Source organism: Streptomyces sp. NPDC026500 (genome assembly GCF_055567635.1).
The window spans coordinates 238,502-258,542 of the sequence record NZ_JBVHQB010000007.1 but is presented as its reverse complement, the minus strand read 5'-3'; the positions used below and the strand labels follow the sequence as shown (position 1 = coordinate 258,542).

Sequence of the window (20,041 nt, the reverse complement as noted above, 5' to 3'; positions counted from 1 at the left end):
CGGACCGGAGGGGACCGGTCCGCACACAGTCAGCACCTCCGCCAGAGCCGGAGGCCCGAGGGGGACAGAGAAGGCATGGCCAATTTCTCGAAGTCGAACGTGCCGCAGTTCTCGGTCGACGTGTACCAGAACGAGTACCTGCCGGAGGGCGGTCGCGAGGTCAACGCGATCGTCACGGTGAGCGCGACCGGCGGCGGCACCATCGGAAGCGCGGTCGCCGCGCCGCACCTGTACACGGCGGGGCAGGGCCCGGACGCCGCCGTGGCGATCATGGTCGACTGTTCGGGCTCGATGGACTACCCGCCGGCCAAGATGCGCAACGCCCGCGACGCGACCGCCGCCGCGATCGACACCCTGCGCGACGGAGTCCACTTCGCGGTGATCGGCGGCACGCACATCGCCAAGGAGGTCTATCCGGGCAACGGACGGCTCGCGGTGGCGGACACGGCCACTCGCGACCAGGCCAAGCAGGCACTGCGCAAGCTGAGCGCGGGCGGCGGCACGGCGATCGGTACCTGGCTGCGGCTCGCCGACCGGCTGCTGTCCTCGGCGGAGGTGTCGATCCGGCACGGCATCGTGCTCACCGACGGCCGCAACGAGCACGAGTCGCCCGGGGACCTGAGGGCCGCGCTCGACTCCTGTGCCGGACGTTTCACCTGTGACGCGCGTGGAGTCGGCACCGACTGGGAGGTCAAGGAGGTCACCGGGATCGCCTCGGCGCTGCTCGGCACCGCCGACATCGTCGCCGACCCGGCCGCCCTCGCCGCCGACTTCACCCACATGATGGAGACGGCCATGGGCAAGGAGGTCGCCGACGTGGCCCTGCGACTGTGGACGCCGGTCGGCACCGAGATCAAGTTCATCAAGCAAGTGGCGCCCACCGTCGAGGAACTGACGGAGCGTCGGACCGAGGCGGGACCGCGTGCGGGGGACTACCCGACCGGCTCCTGGGGCGACGAGTCCCGCGACTACCACGTGTGCGTCCAGGTCCCGACGGCCGCGGTCGGCCAGGAGATGCTCGCCGCCCGGGTCTCGCTGGTGATCCCGCAGGGCGACGGCAGTGTGCAGAACCTCGGCGCGCAGGGGCTCGTACGGGCCGTGTGGACCGACGACATGGTCGCCTCGACGTCCATCAACCCGCAGGTCGCGCACTACACAGGTCAGGCCGAACTGGCACAAGTCATCCAACAGGGGCTGGATCTTCGTAAAGCGGGAGATGTCGATGGAGCAACGGCCAAGCTGGGACGGGCCGTTCAGCTCGCCGGAGCCTCCGGAAACGCCGATACTGCGAAACTGCTCGCGAAGGTGGTGGACGTGGTCGACGTCGCGGCAGGTACTGTGCGATTGAAGGCAAGGGTCGCAGAGGCTGACGAGATGACCCTCGAAACACGATCCACAAAGACTGTTCGTGTAAAGAAGTAGCGAGCCCGGTTCCCGTGGGGAGCCGGAGAAACCCGGTCACAACGGCCGGAAAAGGAAAGGGGGAAGCGCCGACATGCCGACATGCCCGAACGGACACCAGTCGGGTTCCGACGACTGGTGCGAGGTCTGCGGTCACCGCATGGCCGGTTCCGTGCCCCCGCTCCCTCCCCCGCCGCCGCCCGGCGCCGGTTACGGCTACCCGGCGCCCGGTTCGCCGCCGCCGGGACCCGGCGGCCGGCCCCACCAGTCCGGCATGCCGGGCGCCGACCCGGAGCTCTGCCCGCAGTGCCGTACGCCCCGTGAGGGCGCGGCGCCGTTCTGCGAGGAGTGCCGGTGGAACTTCCTGACCAACACGGCGACCTCGTACACACCGGCGGCACCGCGTCCGCCCGCCGGCGCGCCGGGCGGTCCCGGTGGGCAGTCACCGTACGGCGGTCCTGGCGGCCCCGGCGGCTCCGGTGGTCCGGGTGGTCCGGGTGGTTCCGGTGGCCAGAATCCCGCGCAGCGGTTCCAGCAGCAGGGTCCGGGACAGCCGGGCGGTCCGGGTGCCGGTGGCCCCGCTCACGACCCGTTCGAGTACCAGAGCTCGCGGCCCTCGCAGGTGAACCGGCCGGCCGAACCGATCCCGCCGGCCCCGCAGGCCCCGCCGTACGGCGGCCCCCAGGGCTTCGGCGGCGATCCGTCACGTCAGGCGCCGCAGCCCGGCGGCCCCGGCGCCCCGCAGCAGGCCTACACCCAGCAGCCCGCCTCGCCCTTCACGCAGGGCGGACCGCCGCAGCAGCAGGGCGGACCGCAGCCCGGCGGCCCGGCCTTCGGCGGCGGTGACGACGACTGGGTGATTCCCCCGCCGTCGTCCGGTTCGTCCGGCGGCCCGGGTGGTCAGGGCGGCCCGAACGGCCCGGGTCAGGGCGGTGGCTACGGCTACCCGCAGCCCGGCGCCACCCAGGCCCCGCCCGCTCCCGGTTACCAGCAACAGCAGTCGCTGTCCTGGAGCGCGACCATCGCACCGGACCGCGAGTACTTCATGGCGATGATGCAGCGCTCCGGGCCCGAGGCCGCGGGCCTGAACCTGCCCGCGTACTCGCCGGAGCTGCAGCGCCCGCTCCTGGGCAACCAGATCACCATCGGCCGCCGCCGGCACTCCACCGGCGAATCCCCTGACATCGATCTGTCGGTGCCCCCGGAGGACCCGGGGGTCTCGCACCAGCACGCGATGCTGGTCCAGCAGCCGGACGGCACCTGGGCGGTCGTCGACCAGAACTCGACGAACGGAACCACGGTCAACGGCGGCGAGGAGCCCATCCAGCCGTTCGTGCCGGTACAACTGCAGGACGGCGACCGGGTGCACGTCGGCGCCTGGACGACGATCACGATCAGGCGGGGCTGAGCACCACCCCGGGCGTCCCGGGGGCAGGGCACCATCGCGGCCGCCCCGGAGGCCAAGGCAGCATCCCGGCCGTCCGGGGCCAGGGCACCATCCCGGCCGCCCCGGGGGCCAGGGCACCATCGCGGCCACCCCGGGGGCCAAGGCACCGTCCCGGCCGTCCGGGGCAGGCCACCATCGCGGCCGCCCCGGAGGCAGGGCACCATCCCGGCCGTCCCGAGGCCAGGGCAGCACCCTGGCCACCCGGGCGCTGAACCCGTTCCGGTGGGCTGAGCAGGCCTTTCACGGCGGCTCCGGGGGTTTCCGCCGCCGGGGGCCGCTCGGCCGCTTCGGGGCCCGTACGGAACGCCGGTCGCGGACGGCTCAGGGCAGCGGCCAGGTGTACGGCCCCTCGGGGTGGTCCAGCCAGGCCCGGGCACCCTCTTCGCCGACCGTGATCCCGTACCGCTCGCGCTGCGGCCGCCCCTCGCGCTCCCACAGTGCGTAGGCGTCGAGCGGGTCCAGGCTGCCCGCCGTCAGGGCCAGCAGGAACCGGAACAGATCGTGGCCGCGGGCCCGGCGCGGCAGGTCGCCGAGCCGGGCCGGCTCCGGCTCCGGCCCGGACCGGCTGGCACCCCGCAGCGGTACGAAGAAGGCGGACGTGTGCAGGAAGCGTCCCTCGGCGTGCTCCGAGTCCCGGACCTGCAGCGCGATCAGGCCGGTGGCCAGCGGCGCGAGGATGCGGGCGCCGGGGACGCACTGGGGCAGCCAGGGGCGCGGGATCGTGGTCAGCGTGCAGGTCGCGATGATCCGGTCGAAGGGAGCGCGCTCGGGTACCCCGCGGGCGCCGTCGCCGGTGACGACGGTCGGGTGGTACCCGGCGACGGCCAGATGGCGTCCCGCGGCCTCGGTGATCTCCACGTCGAGATCGACCGTGGTCACCAGGTCGTCGCCGAGACGGTACGCGAGCAGGGCCGCGTTGTAGCCGGTCCCGGCGCCGATCTCCAGGACGGCGTCCCCGTCCCGTACCGCCAGCTCGGTCAGCATCGTCGCCATCAGCGACGGCTGGCTGCTGGAGGAGACCAGTTCCCCGTCCCGTACCCGCGTCGCCAGCGGCGCGTCCGCGTACGCGCCGCGCAGCCAGCGGTCCCTGGCCCGCGGGTCCGGGTCCTCGCCCCACACGCGCTCGAAGCCGCCGGTGCCGCCGATGTAGTAGTAGGGCACGAAGAGGTGGCGAGGCACGGCCTCGAAGGCCTCCCGCCAGACCGGGTCGCTCTCCCAGGCCCCGCTCCGGTCGATCCCGCGCACCATGGACGCCCGCGCCGCATCGGCGAGGTCTTCGGGGCCCGGGTCGGGGTCGGATTCGAGAGCGTGCGCGCCCATACCTCCACTGTGCTGCCGAACGGGCCGTGAGGCGAGCGCCGGACCGGCCGGGTCCGCGGCGGGCGCGTCCGGAGCGCTTCGTGAGTGGTCCTAAGCCTTGAGTCCTCGGTCACCCCGTCTGAGAGCATGGGGGCGTGAAAGAGATTCGGCGCGGCACGCTTCAGGAGCAGACCTTCTACGAGCAGGTCGGCGGCGAGGAGACCTTCCGGCGCCTCGTGCACCGTTTCTACGAGGGTGTCGCCGGGGATCCGCTGCTGAAGCCCATGTACCCCGAGGAGGATCTGGGCCCGGCCGAGGAGCGCCTCACCCTGTTCCTGATCCAGTACTGGGGCGGCCCGACGACGTACAGCGAAAACCGCGGCCACCCCCGGCTGCGGATGCGGCACGCCCCTTTCAAGGTCGACCAGGCCGCGCACGACGCCTGGCTCAAGCACATGCGCGTCGCCGTCGACGAGCTCGGCCTCTCCGAGGAGCACGAGCACACGCTGTGGAACTACCTGACGTACGCGGCCGCTTCGATGGTGAACACGGCGAGTTGATCGCCCGCTGTCGACAGTGACCACGGCGAGCCGGTCGCCCGCTGTCGACGGTGAACACAGCGAGCGGGTCGTCGGCCGTCGACGGTGAACACAGCGAGCTGATCACCGGTCACTGACGCGTGGATTCCGGTCGTGCGACGCCGGATTCCGATCACAATCCGGTCAAGGCGGCCCTACAGGCGCTTACACCCGGGCCTTCCCCTCTGAAAACATCGCGCGAGAGTCCGAGATCCGGGACAGCGGCGGGGGGCCGGGTGACGGGGTTCGTCCTACTGCGCGCGCGGGCACACCGGCTGCTGCTCGTCGCCGCGCTGCTCACCGTCCTGCTGACCACGGCGGTTCTCGCGACGCTCACCGCGTACTCGGGCGCGATCGGCGACGCCTCGCTGCGCCACGCGCTCCAGGACCCCGACCGTAGCGCCGACACCTCGCTGATCGTCCGCACCGACGTCCCCTCGGGCCGGCGGGCCACAGCCGACCGCGCGGTACGCGAGGGGGCCCGGCGCACCTTCGACGGGTTCCCGTTCACCGTGCGCACCCTGGTGCGTTCGGGCCCGTACGCGCTCCCCCGCTCGCTCCAGGCGCCCGCCGCACGGTCCGGCGACCCGGACCTCACCCACTTCGCCGCCCTCGACCGCACCCAGGTCAGGGTCACCGCGGGACGGCTGCCCGCGCGATCCGCCGCTTCCGCCCCTTCCGTCGCCTCAGGCGCGTCCGGCTCCCCCGTCATCGAGGTGGCCCTGCCCGCGACGGCCGCCGACAGGCTCGGTCTGGGGCCGGGAGCGCGCCTCACCCTCGTCGACCGGCTCGGCGGCGCGAAGGTGCGCGTCCGGATCACCGGCCTGTACCGGCCCGCCCGGCCCTCCGCGGCCTACTGGCAGCTCGACGAACTGGGCGGACGCGGGATCAAGAAGGTCGACTTCACCACGTACGGCCCCCTGCTGGCCGATCCCGGCACCCTCGCCGACGGCCGGGTGAGCGCCGGGGAGTCCGCGTGGCTGGCGTCGGCCGACTTCTCGACACTGACGCCCGGCGGGATCGGCGCCCTCCGGGAGGCGGCCCGTGCGGGCCAGTCGGGGCTGCGCAAGGACCACGCCCTCAGCGGGGCGACGGCCGTGACGACCTCGCTGCCCGAAGTCCTCGACAGTGTCGACCGCTCGCTGCTGGTGTCCCGCTCCACGCTGCTGATCGTCGCCCTGCAACTGGCGCTGCTCGCCGGTTACGCGCTGCTGCTGGTCGCCCGGCTGCTGAGCGCCGAACGGGCGGCCGAGACACGGGTGCTGCGGGCGCGAGGAGCCTCACGGGGCCGGATCGCGGGACTCGCCGCCCTGGAGGCGCTGCTGCTCGCCGTGCCCGCGGCGCTGTGCGCTCCTCTGGCCGCCGGGCCATTCACCGGGCTGCTCGCCGGACTGGGGGCACCGGCGCGCATCGGACTGCACCTCGACCTCACCGCGGGGCGCGGCGGGGTGTGGCTGGTGGCGGCGGGCGTGGCGCTGGGGTGCGCGCTGGCCGTGACGGTCCCGGCGCTCACCTCCGGGGCCGGGCCGGTGGGCCGGGCGCGTTCGCTGCCGGCTCCGGTGCGGGCGGGCGCGGACGTCGGCCTGCTCGTGATCGCCGCGGTCGCCTACTGGCAGCTGGACCGGCAGACCTCCGGCACGCTGAGCGGCGGCGCCTCCCCCGCGTCCGGTTCCGGGGGAGGCGGCCGGGGCACCCTCGGCATCGATCCGCTCCTGGTCTCTGCGCCCGCCCTCGCGCTGCTCGCCGGAACCGTGCTCACTCTGCGGCTGCTGCCGCCCGTGGCCCGGCTCGCGGAGCGCCGGGCGGCGAGCGGCCGGGGACTGCCCGCGGCCCTCGCGGGCTGGCAGATCGGCCGCCGCCCGGCGCGCGGCGCGGGACCGGTCCTGCTTCTGGTCCTCGCCGTGGCCATGGGCATGCTCGCCATCGGTCAGGGCGCCTCCTGGGACCGCTCGCAGGCCGACCAGGCGGACTTCCGGGCCGGTACGTCCGTGCGTGTGCTCGCGGGCGACGACACCGGATTGGGCCAGGCCGCCACGTACCCGGGACTCCCGGACGTCCGCGCCGCGGCGCCCGCCGCCCGTACGACCCTGCCGCTGTCCGGCGGCCGCACGGCGACGGTCCTCGCGCTGGACACGACACACGCGGCGGACGGGGTCCTGCTGCGCGGCGATCTGGCCGGGCGCCCGGTGGGACCGCTGCTGGCGGACCTCGCCCCGAAGGGCACGACCGAGGGCACCGCGATCCCGAAGAGCTCGACCCGGCTCGGCCTGACGCTGCGGATGCGCAGCACCGGGGAAGGGGCCGGCGCGGACGTGTCGGTCACTCTGGAGGACCTCTTCGGGACGCCGTACACCGTACGGATCGGTCAACTGCCCGGCGACGGAAGGCGGCACCCGCTCTCGCTGGACCTCGCGCCGGGCCCGCTGCGGTTCACCGGACTCCAACTCGACATGAGCCAGCCCCTCGACAGGGCACAGCAACACCGGCTGGACGTCGAGGACTTGAACGCGACCGGCGCCGACGGGACACCGCGGAGGCTTCCGCTGCCGACGGCCTGGGACACCACCTCGCAGACCAACAGCACGGCGGCGGCACCGGACGCGTCCACCCGCCCCACGCCCCCGAAGGCCACGAAGTCCTCGGACCGGGCTCTCTCCGTCCGCTACGGCACCGGCTACGTCCCGCACGAATCCGCCTGGCAGATCACCTCGCTGACGGTCCGTCTGCGGGCCGCCCAGCCGTCGGTTCCGGGGATCACCGCGATCGCGACCGACCGTTTCCTGGCGTCGGCTGGCGCTCGGAAGGGACAGCGGCTGGATGTGCCGTACGGCGGCGGGACGGTCCCGGTGCGGATCGTGGACACCGTACGGGCGTTGCCGACGACCTCGGACAGCGACAGCGACAGCGGGGGTGGGGCGCTGCTGGTCGATCTCCGGGCCGTGAACCGGGTGTTGCAGGCGCGGCAGGGGCAGGGCGTCGTGCCGACGGAGTGGTGGCTGCACACCGCGCCAGGCGACGCGGCTCGGGTGGCGGCGGCTCTGCGGGCGCGGCCCGGCATCGATCCTGCGCAGGTCGTCGTGCGCGACGAGATCGCCGACGGGCTGCGCGACGACCCGTTCGGAGCGGGTCCCCGGGCCGCGTTCGCCGCGGCGGCCGTGGTGGCGGCGGCGCTGGCCGCGGTCGGTTTCGCGGTGAGCACGGCCGGATCGCTGCGCGAACGCGGCGCCGAGTTCGCGGTGCTCAGAGCACTGGGTGCCCCGCGCCGCCAACTGGCCCGGCTCATCGCCGCCGAACAGGGCGTCCTGGTGGCTCTCGGATTGCTGGTGGGGGTCGCTCTGGGCACGGTGCTCGCTCGGGCGGTCGTCCCGCTGATCGTGCTGACGTCGGAGGCCACCCGGCCGGTCCCCGGGGTCCTGGCCCGGCTCCCGCTCACGCACGTCGCCGTGCTGCTGGCGGCGGTGGCCGTGGCGCCGCTGGCCATCACGGCGTTCCTGGCGCTGCGCCGCCCGGACACGGCGGGTTCGCTGCGCCGGCTGGGAGGTGAGTGACCTGACCGGAACCGGCCACGACGGGGTCGCCGACAAAGGCAGACCGACGGCCGAGGCCCACGGGGACCGGACGTCTCCCGTGAACCACGGAGACGGAACGACTCCCGTGGACCACGGGGATGGGACGACTCCCGTGAACCACGGAGACGGAACGACTCCCGTGAACCACGGAGACGGAACGACTCCCGTGAACCACGGGGACGGGACGGCTGTCCTGAACCACGGGGACGGAACAACGGTCCTGGCCGATGGAGGCCGAACGACGGTCCTGGCCCAACGGGGCCGGACGGCGGTCGCGGCCCCCTGGGTGCGGACCCGGCTGCGCACCGCACCCGGGGCGGCCCTCGCCCTGGCCGTGCTCGTCGCGCTGACCGCCTGCCTGGCCGCCGTGTTCCCGCGCGCGCTCGACCGGTACGAGGACGCGGGGCTGCGCCGGGTGCTGGCCGACGCCTCGGCCCGGCGGACCACCATCCAGCTCTTCGCCCCGCAGCCCGGTGTCGAACTCCCGCAGGAGGAGAGGGAAAAGGCCGTGCGCGCGGCCACCCTGCGCACCGCGTACGCCGAGGTGCTGGCCTCGGTCGACGAACCCCTGGCCGTCGACGCCGGGCAGTCCTCGTACGGCGTGCGCACCACCAACCCCACGGCCGCGCTGGACCCTTGGCTCCCCCGGCCGACCGGGCTGCCGACCCGCATAGCGCTCGTCGCGCAGAACGGCCTCGGCGATCACTCCCGGCTGCGCTCCGGGCGCGTTCCGCGCCTGCCCGGCACGGTGACCGCGGCGACTCCCGAGGTGGAGGCCGCCGTCACCGCCGAGACCGCCAGGACCCTTCACATCAAGGTGGGTTCGGTGATCCACCTGCCCGCGGTGCAGCGCGCGCCACTGGCCGTCCGGATCACCGGCGTCGTCGACCCGCGCGAGCCGGGCGGCGCGTACTGGACGGCCCAGCCGGTGCTGCGCGAGCCGTCCCTCGTCCAACTGCCCATCCAGGGCGGCGACGCGGACAAGTACTGGCTCGGCGCCCTGCTGCTGCCGCCGGACGCGGCGCCCGTCATGCTCGGCACGCCCGCGAGGCCTTCGGACGTCTGCTCGCCGAAACGGCGGTCGTCGCCGTCCCGGCGGGGGCCCTTGGCCTCGCCGGGGCCCTGCTCGCCGTCCCGCACGGCCGCAGCGGGCAAGCGGTGGCCGCCGCGTCCGCGGTGACGTTCCTGGCCTGCGCCGCCCTGCCGGTGCGCGCCGCGCTGGCCCACCGCGCGGTACACGTCCACGGGGCGCGCGGGGACATCGCGACCGTACGCCCCTCACGGCGCCGCACGGTCGCGGAACTCACCCTGCTGGTGCTGGCGACGGGGGCGGTGGCGGCTCTGCGGCGCAGGGGAACCGGCGCCGCGGATTCCGCCGGAGCCTCCGGGGATCAACTGGTCGCCCTGGCACCGGTGCTGGTGGGTGTCATCGCGGCGCTGGTCCTGGTGCGGCTCTACCCGTTGCCCCTGCGGCGCCTGTCCCGTCCGGCGGGTCGGCTGCGCGGGGCGGTCGCCCATCTCTCGCTGGCCCGCGCGGGCCGCACGTCCGGCTCCACGGTGCTGCCGCTGCTGGCGCTTCTCACCGCGCTCACCACGGCGGCCTTCGGCGGCTCGGTCCTCGCGGGCGTCCACGAGGCCCGCGACCGAGCGGCCCTCCTCGCCACCGGCGCCGACGCCCGTATCGAGGCGACCCACGCCCTGCCCGGCCCTCTTGCGGCCCAGATCGGCCGGACACCGGGCGTACGCGAGGTCGCGCCGGTGAGCATCGCCTACCGGGCCGAGGCCGGAGTGGGGTCGGGCACGGCGGAAGAGACGGTGGCGGTGGTGGGCGTGGAACCGAAGACGTACGGACGCCTGGCCCGACAGTTCGGACTCGGCGGCTTCCCGGAGGGAACGCTGAGGGTTGCCCGGCCGGGGGTCGGACAGGGGTCCGGCGCCGGTGCGTCCGGCGCCGGTGCGTCCACGGCGGACTCCAGGGCCGGTGCGGGCGGCGCGGGGTCCGGTGCGGGTGACGCCGGGGCCGGGTCCGGTGCGGGTGGCACTGTGCTTACCGCTGTCGCCTCCCCCGCCGTCGCCGATCGCTACGGCACCCGCCCGTTCGCCGTGCGGATGGAGGACGGCGGTCAGGTGAGCGTGCGGATCGCGGCGGTGCGGGACCTGACGCCCGCCCTGTCCGACCTGGACTTCCTGGTCGTGGACCGGAGCGGCCTCGACGCCCGTGCCGCCCGCCCGACCGCCCTGCTCGTGACCGGTGGCCGCCTCGACGGAGGCGCGCTGCGCAAGGCGGCGGGCACCGGCGTGGACGTACGGCTGCGGGCGGAGGCGCGGGCGCGGTACGTCGACTCGCCCCTGCAGTCCGGGGCGGAGCGGATCTACACGACGGCGGTCGCGGCGAGCGCCGGGTACGCCCTGCTCGCCCTGCTGCTGGCCCTCGTACGCGCAGCCCCCGAACGCGCGGCGCTCCTCGCCCGGCTGCGCACGATGGGCCTCACCCGTGCCCAGGGGCGCCACCTCCTGGTTCTGGAGTCGCTCCCCCAGGCCCTCCTCGCGGCGGCGGGCGGCGCGCTCACGGGCTGGGCGGCGATCCGCCTCCTGTCCCCCGGCATCGACCTGACGACCATCGCCCTCGCCTCCCACAGCACACCATCGGGGACCGCCCGGCTCCGCACGGACACGCTCTCGCTGCTCCTGCCGTCGGCGATCGTCCTGGCGCTCGCGACGGGCATCGCGGTGGCGCAGGCGTGGTGGACGGGGAGACGCGGATCGGTCCGGGAGCTGAGGGCGGGCGACAGCCGATGAGAAGCACTCCCGCATCGCCGGGAAACGCTCCGGTGTCCGGCGCGGCGGCGAGCAGGCGGGCCGCCGGGTACGTCGTACGCCCCGGGGCGTACGACGCGCTGCCCACGCGGCCCGAGACCCCGGCCCGGGCCCCGGCCACCGGCCCGGTCCAAGACCCGGCCGACACCCCAGTCCAAGAATCGGCGACCAGCCCGGCCCAAGAATCGGCCACCGGCCCGATCCAAGACTCGGCCGACACCCCGGTCCAAGGCTCGGCCCCGGCCCCGGCCCTGGGCACCCACCTGCCCAGCGTCAGCCCGACCAGCGGCGTCAGCGTCGTCGTCACCAGGAGTCGCCCATGACCACCGCCAACCCTACGGATGCCACTGGCACCACGGGCGCCACCGACCCTGCACACCCCGTGGGCCCCACCTTCGCCGATCTCGCCGACCGTGCCGCCGCCCGCCGGGACCTCCCCGCCTACGGCCACGATGCGCTGATCACCTGCGACCGCCTGGTCCGGATCTTCTCCACGGACGGCGTGGAGGTGCAGGCGCTCCAGGGCCTCGATCTGCTGGTCCGCAAGGGCGAGTTGATGGCGCTGGTGGGTGCGTCGGGCAGCGGCAAGTCGACGCTGATGAACATCCTGGCCGGCCTGGACACGCCCACCGCGGGCGCGGCGCGGGTCGCGGGCCGTGATCTCCTCACGATGGGAGCGAAAAACCGCCTGCGCTACCAGCGGGAGGCCGTCGGCTTCGTCTGGCAGCAGACGGCCCGCAACCTCCTGCCCTACCTGACGGCGGCCCAGAACGTCGCCCTGCCGATGCAACTGGCCGGGGGCCGCACGAGCCGCCGCGCCCGGTCCGAACGGGCTCTGGAACTGCTGGAGTTGCTGGAGGTCGCCGACTGCCGCGGTCGCCGCCCGTACGAGATGTCGGGTGGCCAGCAGCAGCGCGTGGCGATCGCCGTGGCCCTCGCCAACGCCCCCGCCGTCCTGCTCGCCGACGAGCCCACCGGCGAGCTGGACTCCCACACCGCCGAGCAGATCTTCGCCGCGTTCCGCACGGCGAACGAGCTCCTCGGCACCACCGTCGTGATCGTCACCCACGACCAGGCGGTCGCCTCCGAGGTACGCCGCACTGTCGCCATCCGGGACGGCCGCACTTCCACGGAGGTCCTGCGCCGCACGGAGGTCGACGCGACGACCGGTCAGGAAGCGGTCGTGGCCCGCGAGTACGCCATGCTCGACCGGGCCGGCCGCCTCCAGCTCCCCGCCGAGTACACCCGGGCACTGGGCATGAAGGACCGCGTGGCACTGGAACTTGAGCCGGACCACATCGGCGTATGGCCGGACGACAGCCGACCCGACTGACCGCCTCGCGACGGCGGAACAGGAGCACGGGGATCAGCGAACGCTGACGTCCAGCGCGCCAAGTCCCGCCCGGCGGACGGCGACCGACCCGAACGGCGTCCGCAGGCGCAGCCAGGCGCCCGACGAGTACAGCACCAACGGGCTTTCACTCAAAGAACTGTCGCTCAACGGGCTCTCGCCCGAAGGGACTTGCTCCGGGACGGACGCGGCCGCGGGCGGCACGGGCCGCAGGAATCCCAGCGCCTGAGCGGCATGCGCGGCCCGCACGGGAAGTCCGGTGTCACCGATCGGCCGGGACCAGATCTCCCGCCCGACACGGTCGAGTTCGGCACGGGTCCGCAGCTCGGGCGCCAACTCCTCGGTGCGCGACCGGAATTCGGCCACCGCGGCGGCGACCTTCGCCCGTATGGCGTCCGGGGCGGGCAGCCCCGGCTCCTGCCGCCAGCCGCCGCGGGGCGGCAGCACCCCGGCCCACGGGGGCCCGGTGACCGCGACGGGAACGCCGACGGTGGCCGCCGACTCCTCGACGGACTCCAGGAGTTCACCGGCGGAGACGGTCACGTCGAGAGAGACGTCGAGCCCGTTCTCGTACGGCTTGGCCAGCCGCGCCGTACGGATCGCGAGGACCTCGAACGACGGCGGCCGGCCGAAGACCGCGAGCGTGGTGCCGTGCACCTGGAGGCGCACGGCGGCCGCGCGGTCGTAGTGGACGAGCCGGGAGAGGAAGGCGGCGAGATCGGCCGCCTCCCCCGCGTCGGCGAGGTGCAGGACGGTCATGCCGCGACGGCCTCGTCCTCGTCGTCGCGGTACGACTCCAGGAAGTCGCGCTCCTCGGCGGTGATCCGGCGCGGGCGCTGCTGCTCGAAGTCGAACGGCACGATCACCGTGGCGGCCGTGACGTAGACCTGGTCCGGGTCCTTCACCTCGTAGGAGATCGTGAAGGACGCGGCCCGGATCTGCGTCACCCAGAGCTCGATGTCCACCGGCGCGTGCCGGTGGACCAGCTGCCGCTTGTAGTCGATCTCATGGCGCGCCACCACGGACCCCTGCTTGAAGTCCTTCTCCGGGCGGAACAGGAAGTCGATACGGGCTTCCTCCAGGTAGCGGAGGAAGACCACGTTGTTGACGTGGCCGTACGCGTCCATGTCCGCCCAGCGCAGCGGGCAGCGGTAGATGTGGCGCAAGATCGATCAGCCCCGGGTCAGCTTCTTGTAGGTGGCGCGGTGCGGGCGCGCGGCGTCGGCACCGAGCCGCTCGACCTTGTTCTTCTCGTACGAGTCGAAGTTGCCCTCGAACCAGAACCACTTGGAGTCACCCTCGTACGCGAGGATGTGGGTCGCGACCCGGTCCAGGAACCAGCGGTCGTGGGAGACGACCACGGCCGCACCCGGGAACTCCAGCAGCGCGTTCTCGAGCGAGGACAGCGTCTCCACGTCGAGGTCGTTCGTGGGCTCGTCGAGGAGCAGCAGGTTGCCGCCCTGCTTGAGGGTCAGCGCGAGGTTGAGGCGGTTGCGCTCACCACCGGAGAGGACACCGGCCGGCTTCTGCTGGTCGGGGCCCTTGAAGCCGAACGCGGAGACGTAGGCGCGGGACGGCATCTCGACCTGGCCGACGTTGATGTAGTCCAGTTCGTCGGAGACGACGGCCCACAGCGACTTCTTCGGGTCGATGTTCTCGCGGCTCTGGTCGACGTACGAGATCTTGACGGTCTCGCCGACCTTGATCGTGCCGGAGTCCGGGGTCTCGAGGCCCTGGATCATCTTGAAGAGCGTGGTCTTGCCGGCGCCGTTCGGGCCGATGACGCCGACGATGCCGTTGCGCGGCAGCGTGAAGGAGAGGTCGTCGATGAGGACCTTGTCGCCGAAGGCCTTGGAGAGGTTGTTGACCTCGACGACGATGGAGCCCAGACGCGGGCCCGGCGGGATCTGGATCTCCTCGAAGTCCAGCTTCCGCATCTTGTCGGCCTCGGCCGCCATCTCCTCGTACCGCGACAGACGCGCCTTGGACTTGGCCTGACGCCCCTTGGCGTTGGACCGCACCCACTCCAGCTCTTCCTTGAGCCGCTTGGCGCGCTTGGCGTCCTTCTGGCCCTCGACCTTGAGGCGGGAGGCCTTGTTGTCCAGGTACGTGGAGTAGTTGCCCTCGTACGGAATGGCGCGGCCGCGGTCGAGCTCCAGGATCCACTGGGCGACGTTGTCGAGGAAGTACCGGTCGTGGGTGACGGCTACGACGGTGCCGGGGTACTTCGCGAGGTGCTGCTCCAGCCACTGCACGGACTCGGCGTCCAGGTGGTTGGTGGGCTCGTCGAGAAGCAGCAGGTCAGGGGCTTCGAGCAGCAGCTTGCACAGCGCGACGCGGCGGCGCTCACCACCGGAGAGGTTGGTGACGGGCCAGTCGCCGGGCGGGCAGCCCAGGGCGTCCATGGCCTGCTCCAGCTGGGTGTCCAGGTCCCACGCGTTGGCGTGGTCCAGGTCGTCCTGGAGCTTGCCCATCTCCTCCATGAGCGCGTCCGAGTAGTCGGTCGCCATCAGCTCGGCGACCTCGTTGAACCGGTTCAGCTTGCCCATGATCTCGGCGGCGCCGTCCTGCACGTTCTGCAGAACGGTCTTGGACTCGTCGAGCGGGGGCTCCTGGAGGAGCATGCCCACGCTGTAGCCGGGCGACAGGAACGCGTCACCGTTGGAGGGCTGCTCGAGGCCCGCCATGATCTTGAGAACGGTGGACTTACCGGCACCGTTGGGACCGACCACACCGATCTTCGCACCCGGCAGGAAGCTCAAGGTGACGTCGTCGAGAATCACCTTGTCGCCGTGCGCCTTGCGCGTCTTGCGCATGGTGTAAATGAACTCAGCCAAGAGAAACCGTCCGGACGCTTGAAATCGGCAGTGGGCAGATACACCCCATCTTGCCTGACGGCTAGCCCTTGAAGGAAACCCGTTCGGTCAGGGGGCTCCGACCTGGGGTTCTATCGCCGACGTCTGTGGCTCGTCTGTCATTGTCGGTCGCCGTCGGTCGGCCTCGGCCAGCCTCGGACGGCCCAGAGACGGCTCAGCCGGACCCGCGGACTGAGTCGCCTCCTTTGTCAGTGGGGGCGGTTACGGTGCATCCGCCAGCGAGGGCGACACCCTGGGGAGGGGCTTTGGGAGCCGAGACGGGCTTTCTGGTGTACGCCGACGGCGACGTTCCGGGGCTTCTGCGCGCAGTGGGCACAGCAGACCTTGAGCGCACAGTCGGCATGATGCGGCGGCTCTACCCGGGCTGGGAGATCGAGGTGAGCAAGGGCTCGAACCTCTGGAGAGGTGTGTACCCCCCGGAAGGGACGGCGTACGCGGCGAGCTGGCCCGGCGTGGAGGTCATCGGTGACCAGAGGGTGATGGTCGACAGACCCTCCGAGCTCCCGGAACACCTGGTGGCGGCGAGCACCGGCCGACTGCTCGTGCTGCACGCCATGCACAGCGTCGTGGACTGGCTCGCGTTCGCCGTATGGGAAGACGGCCGACTCGTCCGCTCCCTGAGCCTGTCCCCCGACAGCGGCATCATCGAGAACATCGGCGAACCTCTCCCCTTCGAACTGCCCTACTGGGCGGGAGACCGTCCGGTCGACGTCATCCCCTGGCCGGACGAGGACGAAGAGCCGTACCCGCTGCCGTTCCACCCCCTGGAGCTGGGCGAAGATGCACTACGAGCACTCTGCGGCTTCGTCCGCGAGGGCCTCCCCGAACCGGACGACATCGACACCGACACCATCCGACTGCACGGCTTCCGGGTGCGGGACCCGCACGGCCCTGATCACGCGGAGCAGGAAGCGGCGCGGCAAAAAATCATGGAGAGCATGGGCCCACCGCGATTCTTCACCATGGGTCCTGACGGCTCACTGATCGAGCACGATGGCCTTTAGCTGGGGACTTCTTCGTCCCGAAGCAACCTGAGTGCACGCTCCACCTGGAACGGTGGGTTGCTCACCTGCCGCGGCTGTCCGCAGGCGTGCGCCGTTGTCCGCCGCCGTACGTTGGCGTTGTCACGCAGTTAGACACTCAGGCGCCGTTCGACGGTCAGGCGGTCCTGGTGTCGTCCACCCGCTCGCCCTCCGCCTGGGACGGTTCGGTCCTGGGGACGTCGGGGTGCTGCTCCATTGCCGCACTCTCGGCCGGTTCGTCACGCTCGCCCTCGGCCTGAGAGGGCGTGTGAGAGTACAGCCAGCGGTCGTAATCCGAGGCTCCGGTCTTCATGGCAGGCCTCCCTTGCTCGCTCAACTCCTATGCTCCTCCCTCGACTGCGGCCGGGGCGAGAGCGCGGTGCAAAGGGGGGCGCGAGTGTGTTCGCTCACCAATAGATGGCCACGCTGAACACGACCAGCTCACGCGAGCCGTGGTCGGGTAGCCGAGCCACAACATCGCAGGCGAGGAGGTCCCTCCGCTCCTCGCTGGACCATAAATCGAACACATGCTTGAATTTGTGCATGCGACCGCTTCCCGCCGACCTCGCTCAGGCGCAGCAGGAGTGGAGTGCCACCTACCGGCAGCTTGCGGAGCAGCCCGGCAGAACCGAGTTGCGCCGACATCTGTACCGGCTGTCGGCGCAGCTGCTCTTCCACCCCTACTGGCGGCAACGGCGACCAAGCGCCGCGGAGTGGTGGGAACTGCGTGAGCTGGGACAGTCGGACCGGGACGTGAGCTGAGTGGATTCATCACCGGATCTACCTGCGGCTTCAACATGACGCGCTCTGCCGTCCGGCGGCTGAGGGTCCTCGAATGACGCGCTGAAATGCGGGGCCGTGCATCTCGGATGATGCTGAAGGCGTGTCCGGACCGATTCGCGTGATCGTGCATCCGCCGTCGCCCACCGGTGGCCGGCGCGTGCGCGTGGACGGCGAGATCCTCGGTCTGGCCCACAACGTGGCCGACGTCGCCGAGTTCCTCCGCCGAGCCGGCTTGGAGATCGACCCGGCGGAGGTTGCGGGGGCGCCGTGGATCGACTGGCGCGAAGTGGGGCCGGAGCGCTGGGGTCCGGAGACAAGCAGCTGACGCCCTCCCCAGGCGAGAGGGGGCGTTGGGCCACACGCTTTCCAACTTGGCGACGGGGCCGCTGACCTGGCGGTTCATGGCGGTCACTCGTGGCTGATCTGTCACCGACTGTCACGGTGGGCCACTGCCGGGCGACGGCGCCGGCCCCGGACGGCCCGGACCTGCCGACAGGCCCGTCGGCCTCGCCCTCCCGCTCGGGGGACGAAGGCCGACGGACGTCGTCACCAGCCGGACAGCGGCATCACTTCTTCCGGCCGTCCACGATGACCGGCGTGCCGTTGGAGTCCGTGCCGCACGGCACCGCGTACACCGGGTTGGCCTTCGCGGCCTCCTTGTACGCCTCGAGGCACTGGTTGTACAGCACCTTGTCGCTCAGCGACCGCTCGATGATCTTGTTGGCGCGGGCTACGCCCTCCGCCTCGATCCGCTTGCGCTCCGCCTCCACCTTGGCCGTGCGCGCCGCCTCGGTGGCCCGCTCGGTGGCCTGCTCCTGCTGAATCTTCTTGTCGATCTGGTCCTGAAGCTTCTCCGAGGGCCTCACATTGCGCAGGTTGACGGACGTGACGTCGATGCCGCGGGGTGCCAACCGCTCCTTGACCAGGCCGGCGATCTCCGAGCCGATCTGTTCGCGGGCGGACGCATAACCTTCCTCGCTGGTGTGCTTCGCGAAGACGTTGCGGATGATCTCGCGGCTGTCCGGCAGCACCAGCCGCCCCTCGACGGCCTCCTCGCTGCCCGCCAGCCGGTACAGCTCGACCGCCTTGGCCGGCACCACGGCCCACTTGATGGTGACGTCCGCGTAGAGCACCCCTCCCTGCGAGGAGCGGACCTCCACCACGTCCTTGTCGATGAGGTCGAGATCCACCGGGCGGGTGGAGAAGGACGCGACGTCGGTGAACGGCGATTTGAAGTGGATGCCGGAGACCATCGGCGTGCCGATCCTGCCGAAGGTCACCGGCACGCCGACCTCGGAGGCACTCACGACATGGACACAGGCGAAGGCGCCCGCCAGTAGCCCCGCCACGGCACTGAGTGCCGCCCCGAGTCTCCAGCGGCCCGCGGCAGTGCGGCCCCGGCCGACGAGCAAGAGCACTACCGCCGCTATGAGCAGCACGATGGACAGCACGAACACGGAGATCCCCCTCTGGAAACGTTTCCGCGCCTCCTGGGGCGCGGCCCCGGCGCATCGTAGCGATCCCGGGGCCGGGCCATGTGTGGCTCAACCCGCTCAAGAAGCAAGGGAGTTCACCCGGCCCGGGTGAGCGGGAGGCGGCGGACGACGCACCCTGCGAGCAAAACGTCTGACGCCGAGTCCGACAACAGCCCCTCACTGCCGATCGCGGTCGGCGGCAGTGACCCTGTGCGCATGATTCCGGTCAAGTGGCTCACTTCACATGGCTCGTTCAGCCCCCGCGATACCCCTCTCCAAAAGAGGACGAATCATCCAAGGTTCACCATGAGACCTCAATATGCAGGTAATGAGTCATGTATGCCGCAGGTGCGAGGGCGACGGCCGCGAGAAGTTGATCTTGTTGGCTCCTGGTCAACCGTGTGAAGATCCCCCGGCCGACGAGATCGGCACAGACCAAACAGACCAAACAGGGGGAACTGTTTTGCGCATATCGAGAGTTGGACATCTGGCCCTCGTCGCCGGGGCGGCGGCACTGACCATGCTCGCCGCACCGTGCGCCATGGCTGACACGTCATCACACACCGCGACACCGTCGACGGTGATCGAGAAGGCGACGGGCACCCAGGAAATTCTCAATGGCTCGGGCACCGTGGCCGCAGAAGGCGCCCGGGTGTCGCTTCCGACCCGCGCCGACGATCCGATCAGCGCGACCAAGGGAGAGGACACCGTCGAACTCGCCCTTCCCGGAGTCGGCGAGAAGGAAGCCTCCAGCACGAGCGGCACGACCGTCTTCGCCGGCCGCGACGACTCGGTCTCCACCGCCGCGCAGGCGACGACGGACGGCGGCTTCCGCGCGCTCTTCACGCTGGAGGACGCCAACGCTCCACGGCAGCAGTCGTTCAAGCTGACGCTGCCGACGGGCGCCACGATCCGGCAGACCGCCGAGGGCGGCCTGGTCGTCTTCGACGCCTCCGGAAAGATCATCGGCGGGCTGGAGACGCCGTGGGCGAAGGACGCCAACGGCGCCCCGGTGCCCACCGCTTACCAGGTCGATGGAGACACCGTCACCCAGACCGTGGAGACCGGTGCGAACACCGTGTACCCCATCGTCGCCGACCCGAAGTGGACCTGGGGAATCATCAGCGGAACGGTCTACTTCAACAAGAAGGAGACGGCCCACCTAGCTTCCAATGCCGGGTTCGTGGCCGTGCTGTTCGCGGCCGCCCCGCCGCCGTTCGACGCGTACGGCATCCTGAACGCGGCGAACATATCCCGGGTGGCCTGGAACGCGGGCTCCGACGGCAAGTGCGTCGAGGTGAAGGTGCCGACCTTCCTTCCGTACGAATACAAGGGCGGATACTGCAAGTAGATCCGCCGTACGTCGCGGGGTACATCGCGAGGGGACATCGCGGGGAGTTCACCACGGGGGAGTTCACCCACG

At 71.9% G+C, this 20,041-nt stretch carries 15 protein-coding genes and 1 pseudogene; 10 read left to right on the top strand and 6 right to left on the bottom strand.

Annotation, left to right across the window (positions count from 1 at the left end; all coding sequences use genetic code 11):
- Positions 1-75 precede the first annotated feature (75 nt).
- Positions 76-1,422, top strand: a complete 1,347-nt coding sequence (locus ACZ4N5_RS15615; protein WP_467757618.1) for a VWA domain-containing protein — start codon at positions 76-78, stop codon at positions 1,420-1,422.
- A 73-nt stretch (positions 1,423-1,495) separates the two neighbouring features.
- Entirely contained in the window at positions 1,496-2,809 is a 1,314-nt protein-coding gene (locus tag ACZ4N5_RS15610) for an FHA domain-containing protein (RefSeq protein WP_467757617.1), read from the top strand.
- Between the two features lie 360 nt (positions 2,810-3,169).
- On the opposite strand, the gene ACZ4N5_RS15605 is transcribed toward ACZ4N5_RS15610, so the two are convergent.
- Positions 3,170-4,168 (bottom strand): methyltransferase domain-containing protein, encoded by a 999-nt coding sequence (locus ACZ4N5_RS15605; RefSeq protein ID WP_467757616.1) that lies wholly within the window; start codon positions 4,166-4,168, stop codon positions 3,170-3,172.
- A gap of 134 nt (positions 4,169-4,302) precedes the next feature.
- On the opposite strand from ACZ4N5_RS15605, the gene ACZ4N5_RS15600 reads away from it, so the two are divergent.
- The 4 genes and pseudogenes from ACZ4N5_RS15600 to ACZ4N5_RS15585 all read left to right on the top strand — a co-directional run bounded on the left by ACZ4N5_RS15600 (position 4,303) and on the right by ACZ4N5_RS15585 (position 12,444).
- Positions 4,303-4,707, top strand: a complete 405-nt coding sequence (locus tag ACZ4N5_RS15600) for a globin (protein WP_385698285.1) — start codon at positions 4,303-4,305, stop codon at positions 4,705-4,707.
- A gap of 254 nt (positions 4,708-4,961) precedes the next feature.
- Positions 4,962-8,273: an FtsX-like permease family protein gene (locus tag ACZ4N5_RS15595; protein WP_467757615.1), complete on the top strand. Its 3,312-nt coding sequence runs from the start codon at positions 4,962-4,964 to the stop codon at positions 8,271-8,273.
- 268 nt (positions 8,274-8,541) lie between these two features.
- Positions 8,542-11,093 (top strand): annotated as a pseudogene (locus ACZ4N5_RS15590) (ABC transporter permease).
- Between the two features lie 337 nt (positions 11,094-11,430).
- Entirely contained in the window at positions 11,431-12,444 is a 1,014-nt protein-coding gene (locus ACZ4N5_RS15585; protein ID WP_467757614.1) for an ABC transporter ATP-binding protein, read from the top strand.
- Between the two features lie 33 nt (positions 12,445-12,477).
- Here the strand turns inward: ACZ4N5_RS15585 and ACZ4N5_RS15580 are convergent, their stop codons facing one another.
- From ACZ4N5_RS15580 to ettA, 3 genes are read right to left on the bottom strand one after another with little or no spacing between them, the layout of a single operon-like run.
- Entirely contained in the window at positions 12,478-13,221 is a 744-nt protein-coding gene (locus tag ACZ4N5_RS15580; protein ID WP_467757613.1) for a DUF8185 domain-containing protein, read from the bottom strand.
- A complete protein-coding gene (locus ACZ4N5_RS15575; protein WP_467757612.1) occupies positions 13,218-13,628 on the bottom strand; it encodes an acyl-CoA thioesterase in 411 nt (136 codons plus the stop codon). Before ACZ4N5_RS15575 ends, ACZ4N5_RS15580 begins: the two co-directional genes overlap by 4 nt.
- A gap of 6 nt (positions 13,629-13,634) precedes the next feature.
- Positions 13,635-15,299 carry an energy-dependent translational throttle protein EttA gene (ettA, locus tag ACZ4N5_RS15570; RefSeq protein WP_351546881.1) on the bottom strand — a complete coding sequence of 555 codons (1,665 nt, stop codon included), beginning with the start codon at positions 15,297-15,299 and terminating at the stop codon, positions 13,635-13,637.
- 284 nt (positions 15,300-15,583) lie between these two features.
- On the opposite strand from ettA, the gene ACZ4N5_RS15565 reads away from it, so the two are divergent.
- A complete protein-coding gene (locus ACZ4N5_RS15565) occupies positions 15,584-16,342 on the top strand; it encodes a DUF6928 family protein (RefSeq protein ID WP_467757611.1) in 759 nt (252 codons plus the stop codon).
- A gap of 154 nt (positions 16,343-16,496) precedes the next feature.
- Here ACZ4N5_RS15565 and ACZ4N5_RS15560 read toward each other — a convergent pair whose 3' ends face one another.
- Positions 16,497-16,673: a hypothetical protein gene (locus ACZ4N5_RS15560; protein ID WP_467757610.1), complete on the bottom strand. Its 177-nt coding sequence runs from the start codon at positions 16,671-16,673 to the stop codon at positions 16,497-16,499.
- A 230-nt stretch (positions 16,674-16,903) separates the two neighbouring features.
- Here ACZ4N5_RS15560 and ACZ4N5_RS15555 point away from each other — a divergent pair, with 230 nt between their 5' ends.
- Positions 16,904-17,122 carry a hypothetical protein gene (locus ACZ4N5_RS15555; protein WP_467757609.1) on the top strand — a complete coding sequence of 73 codons (219 nt, stop codon included), beginning with the start codon at positions 16,904-16,906 and terminating at the stop codon, positions 17,120-17,122.
- A gap of 121 nt (positions 17,123-17,243) precedes the next feature.
- Entirely contained in the window at positions 17,244-17,468 is a 225-nt protein-coding gene (locus ACZ4N5_RS15550; RefSeq protein WP_351122054.1) for a hypothetical protein, read from the top strand.
- A gap of 241 nt (positions 17,469-17,709) precedes the next feature.
- On the opposite strand, the gene ACZ4N5_RS15545 is transcribed toward ACZ4N5_RS15550, so the two are convergent.
- On the bottom strand, positions 17,710-18,600 hold the full coding sequence (locus ACZ4N5_RS15545) for a prohibitin family protein (protein ID WP_467757608.1): 891 nt from the start codon (positions 18,598-18,600) through the stop codon (positions 17,710-17,712).
- Between the two features lie 481 nt (positions 18,601-19,081).
- On the opposite strand from ACZ4N5_RS15545, the gene ACZ4N5_RS15540 reads away from it, so the two are divergent.
- A complete protein-coding gene (locus tag ACZ4N5_RS15540; protein ID WP_467757607.1) occupies positions 19,082-19,969 on the top strand; it encodes a hypothetical protein in 888 nt (295 codons plus the stop codon).
- The last annotated feature ends 72 nt before the right edge of the window (positions 19,970-20,041 follow it).

Coding starts and splice junctions, on each gene's coding strand:
- ACZ4N5_RS15615 (WP_467757618.1), top strand. CDS start 76: ATGGCCAATTTCTCGAAGTCGAACGTGCCGCAGTTCTCGGTCGACGTG.
- ACZ4N5_RS15610 (WP_467757617.1), top strand. CDS start 1,496: ATGCCGACATGCCCGAACGGACACCAGTCGGGTTCCGACGACTGGTGC.
- ACZ4N5_RS15605 (WP_467757616.1), bottom strand. CDS start 4,168: ATGGGCGCGCACGCTCTCGAATCCGACCCCGACCCGGGCCCCGAAGAC.
- ACZ4N5_RS15585 (WP_467757614.1), top strand. CDS start 11,431: ATGACCACCGCCAACCCTACGGATGCCACTGGCACCACGGGCGCCACC.
- ACZ4N5_RS15580 (WP_467757613.1), bottom strand. CDS start 13,221: ATGACCGTCCTGCACCTCGCCGACGCGGGGGAGGCGGCCGATCTCGCC.
- ACZ4N5_RS15560 (WP_467757610.1), bottom strand. CDS start 16,673: ATGAAGACCGGAGCCTCGGATTACGACCGCTGGCTGTACTCTCACACG.
- ACZ4N5_RS15555 (WP_467757609.1), top strand. CDS start 16,904: ATGCGACCGCTTCCCGCCGACCTCGCTCAGGCGCAGCAGGAGTGGAGT.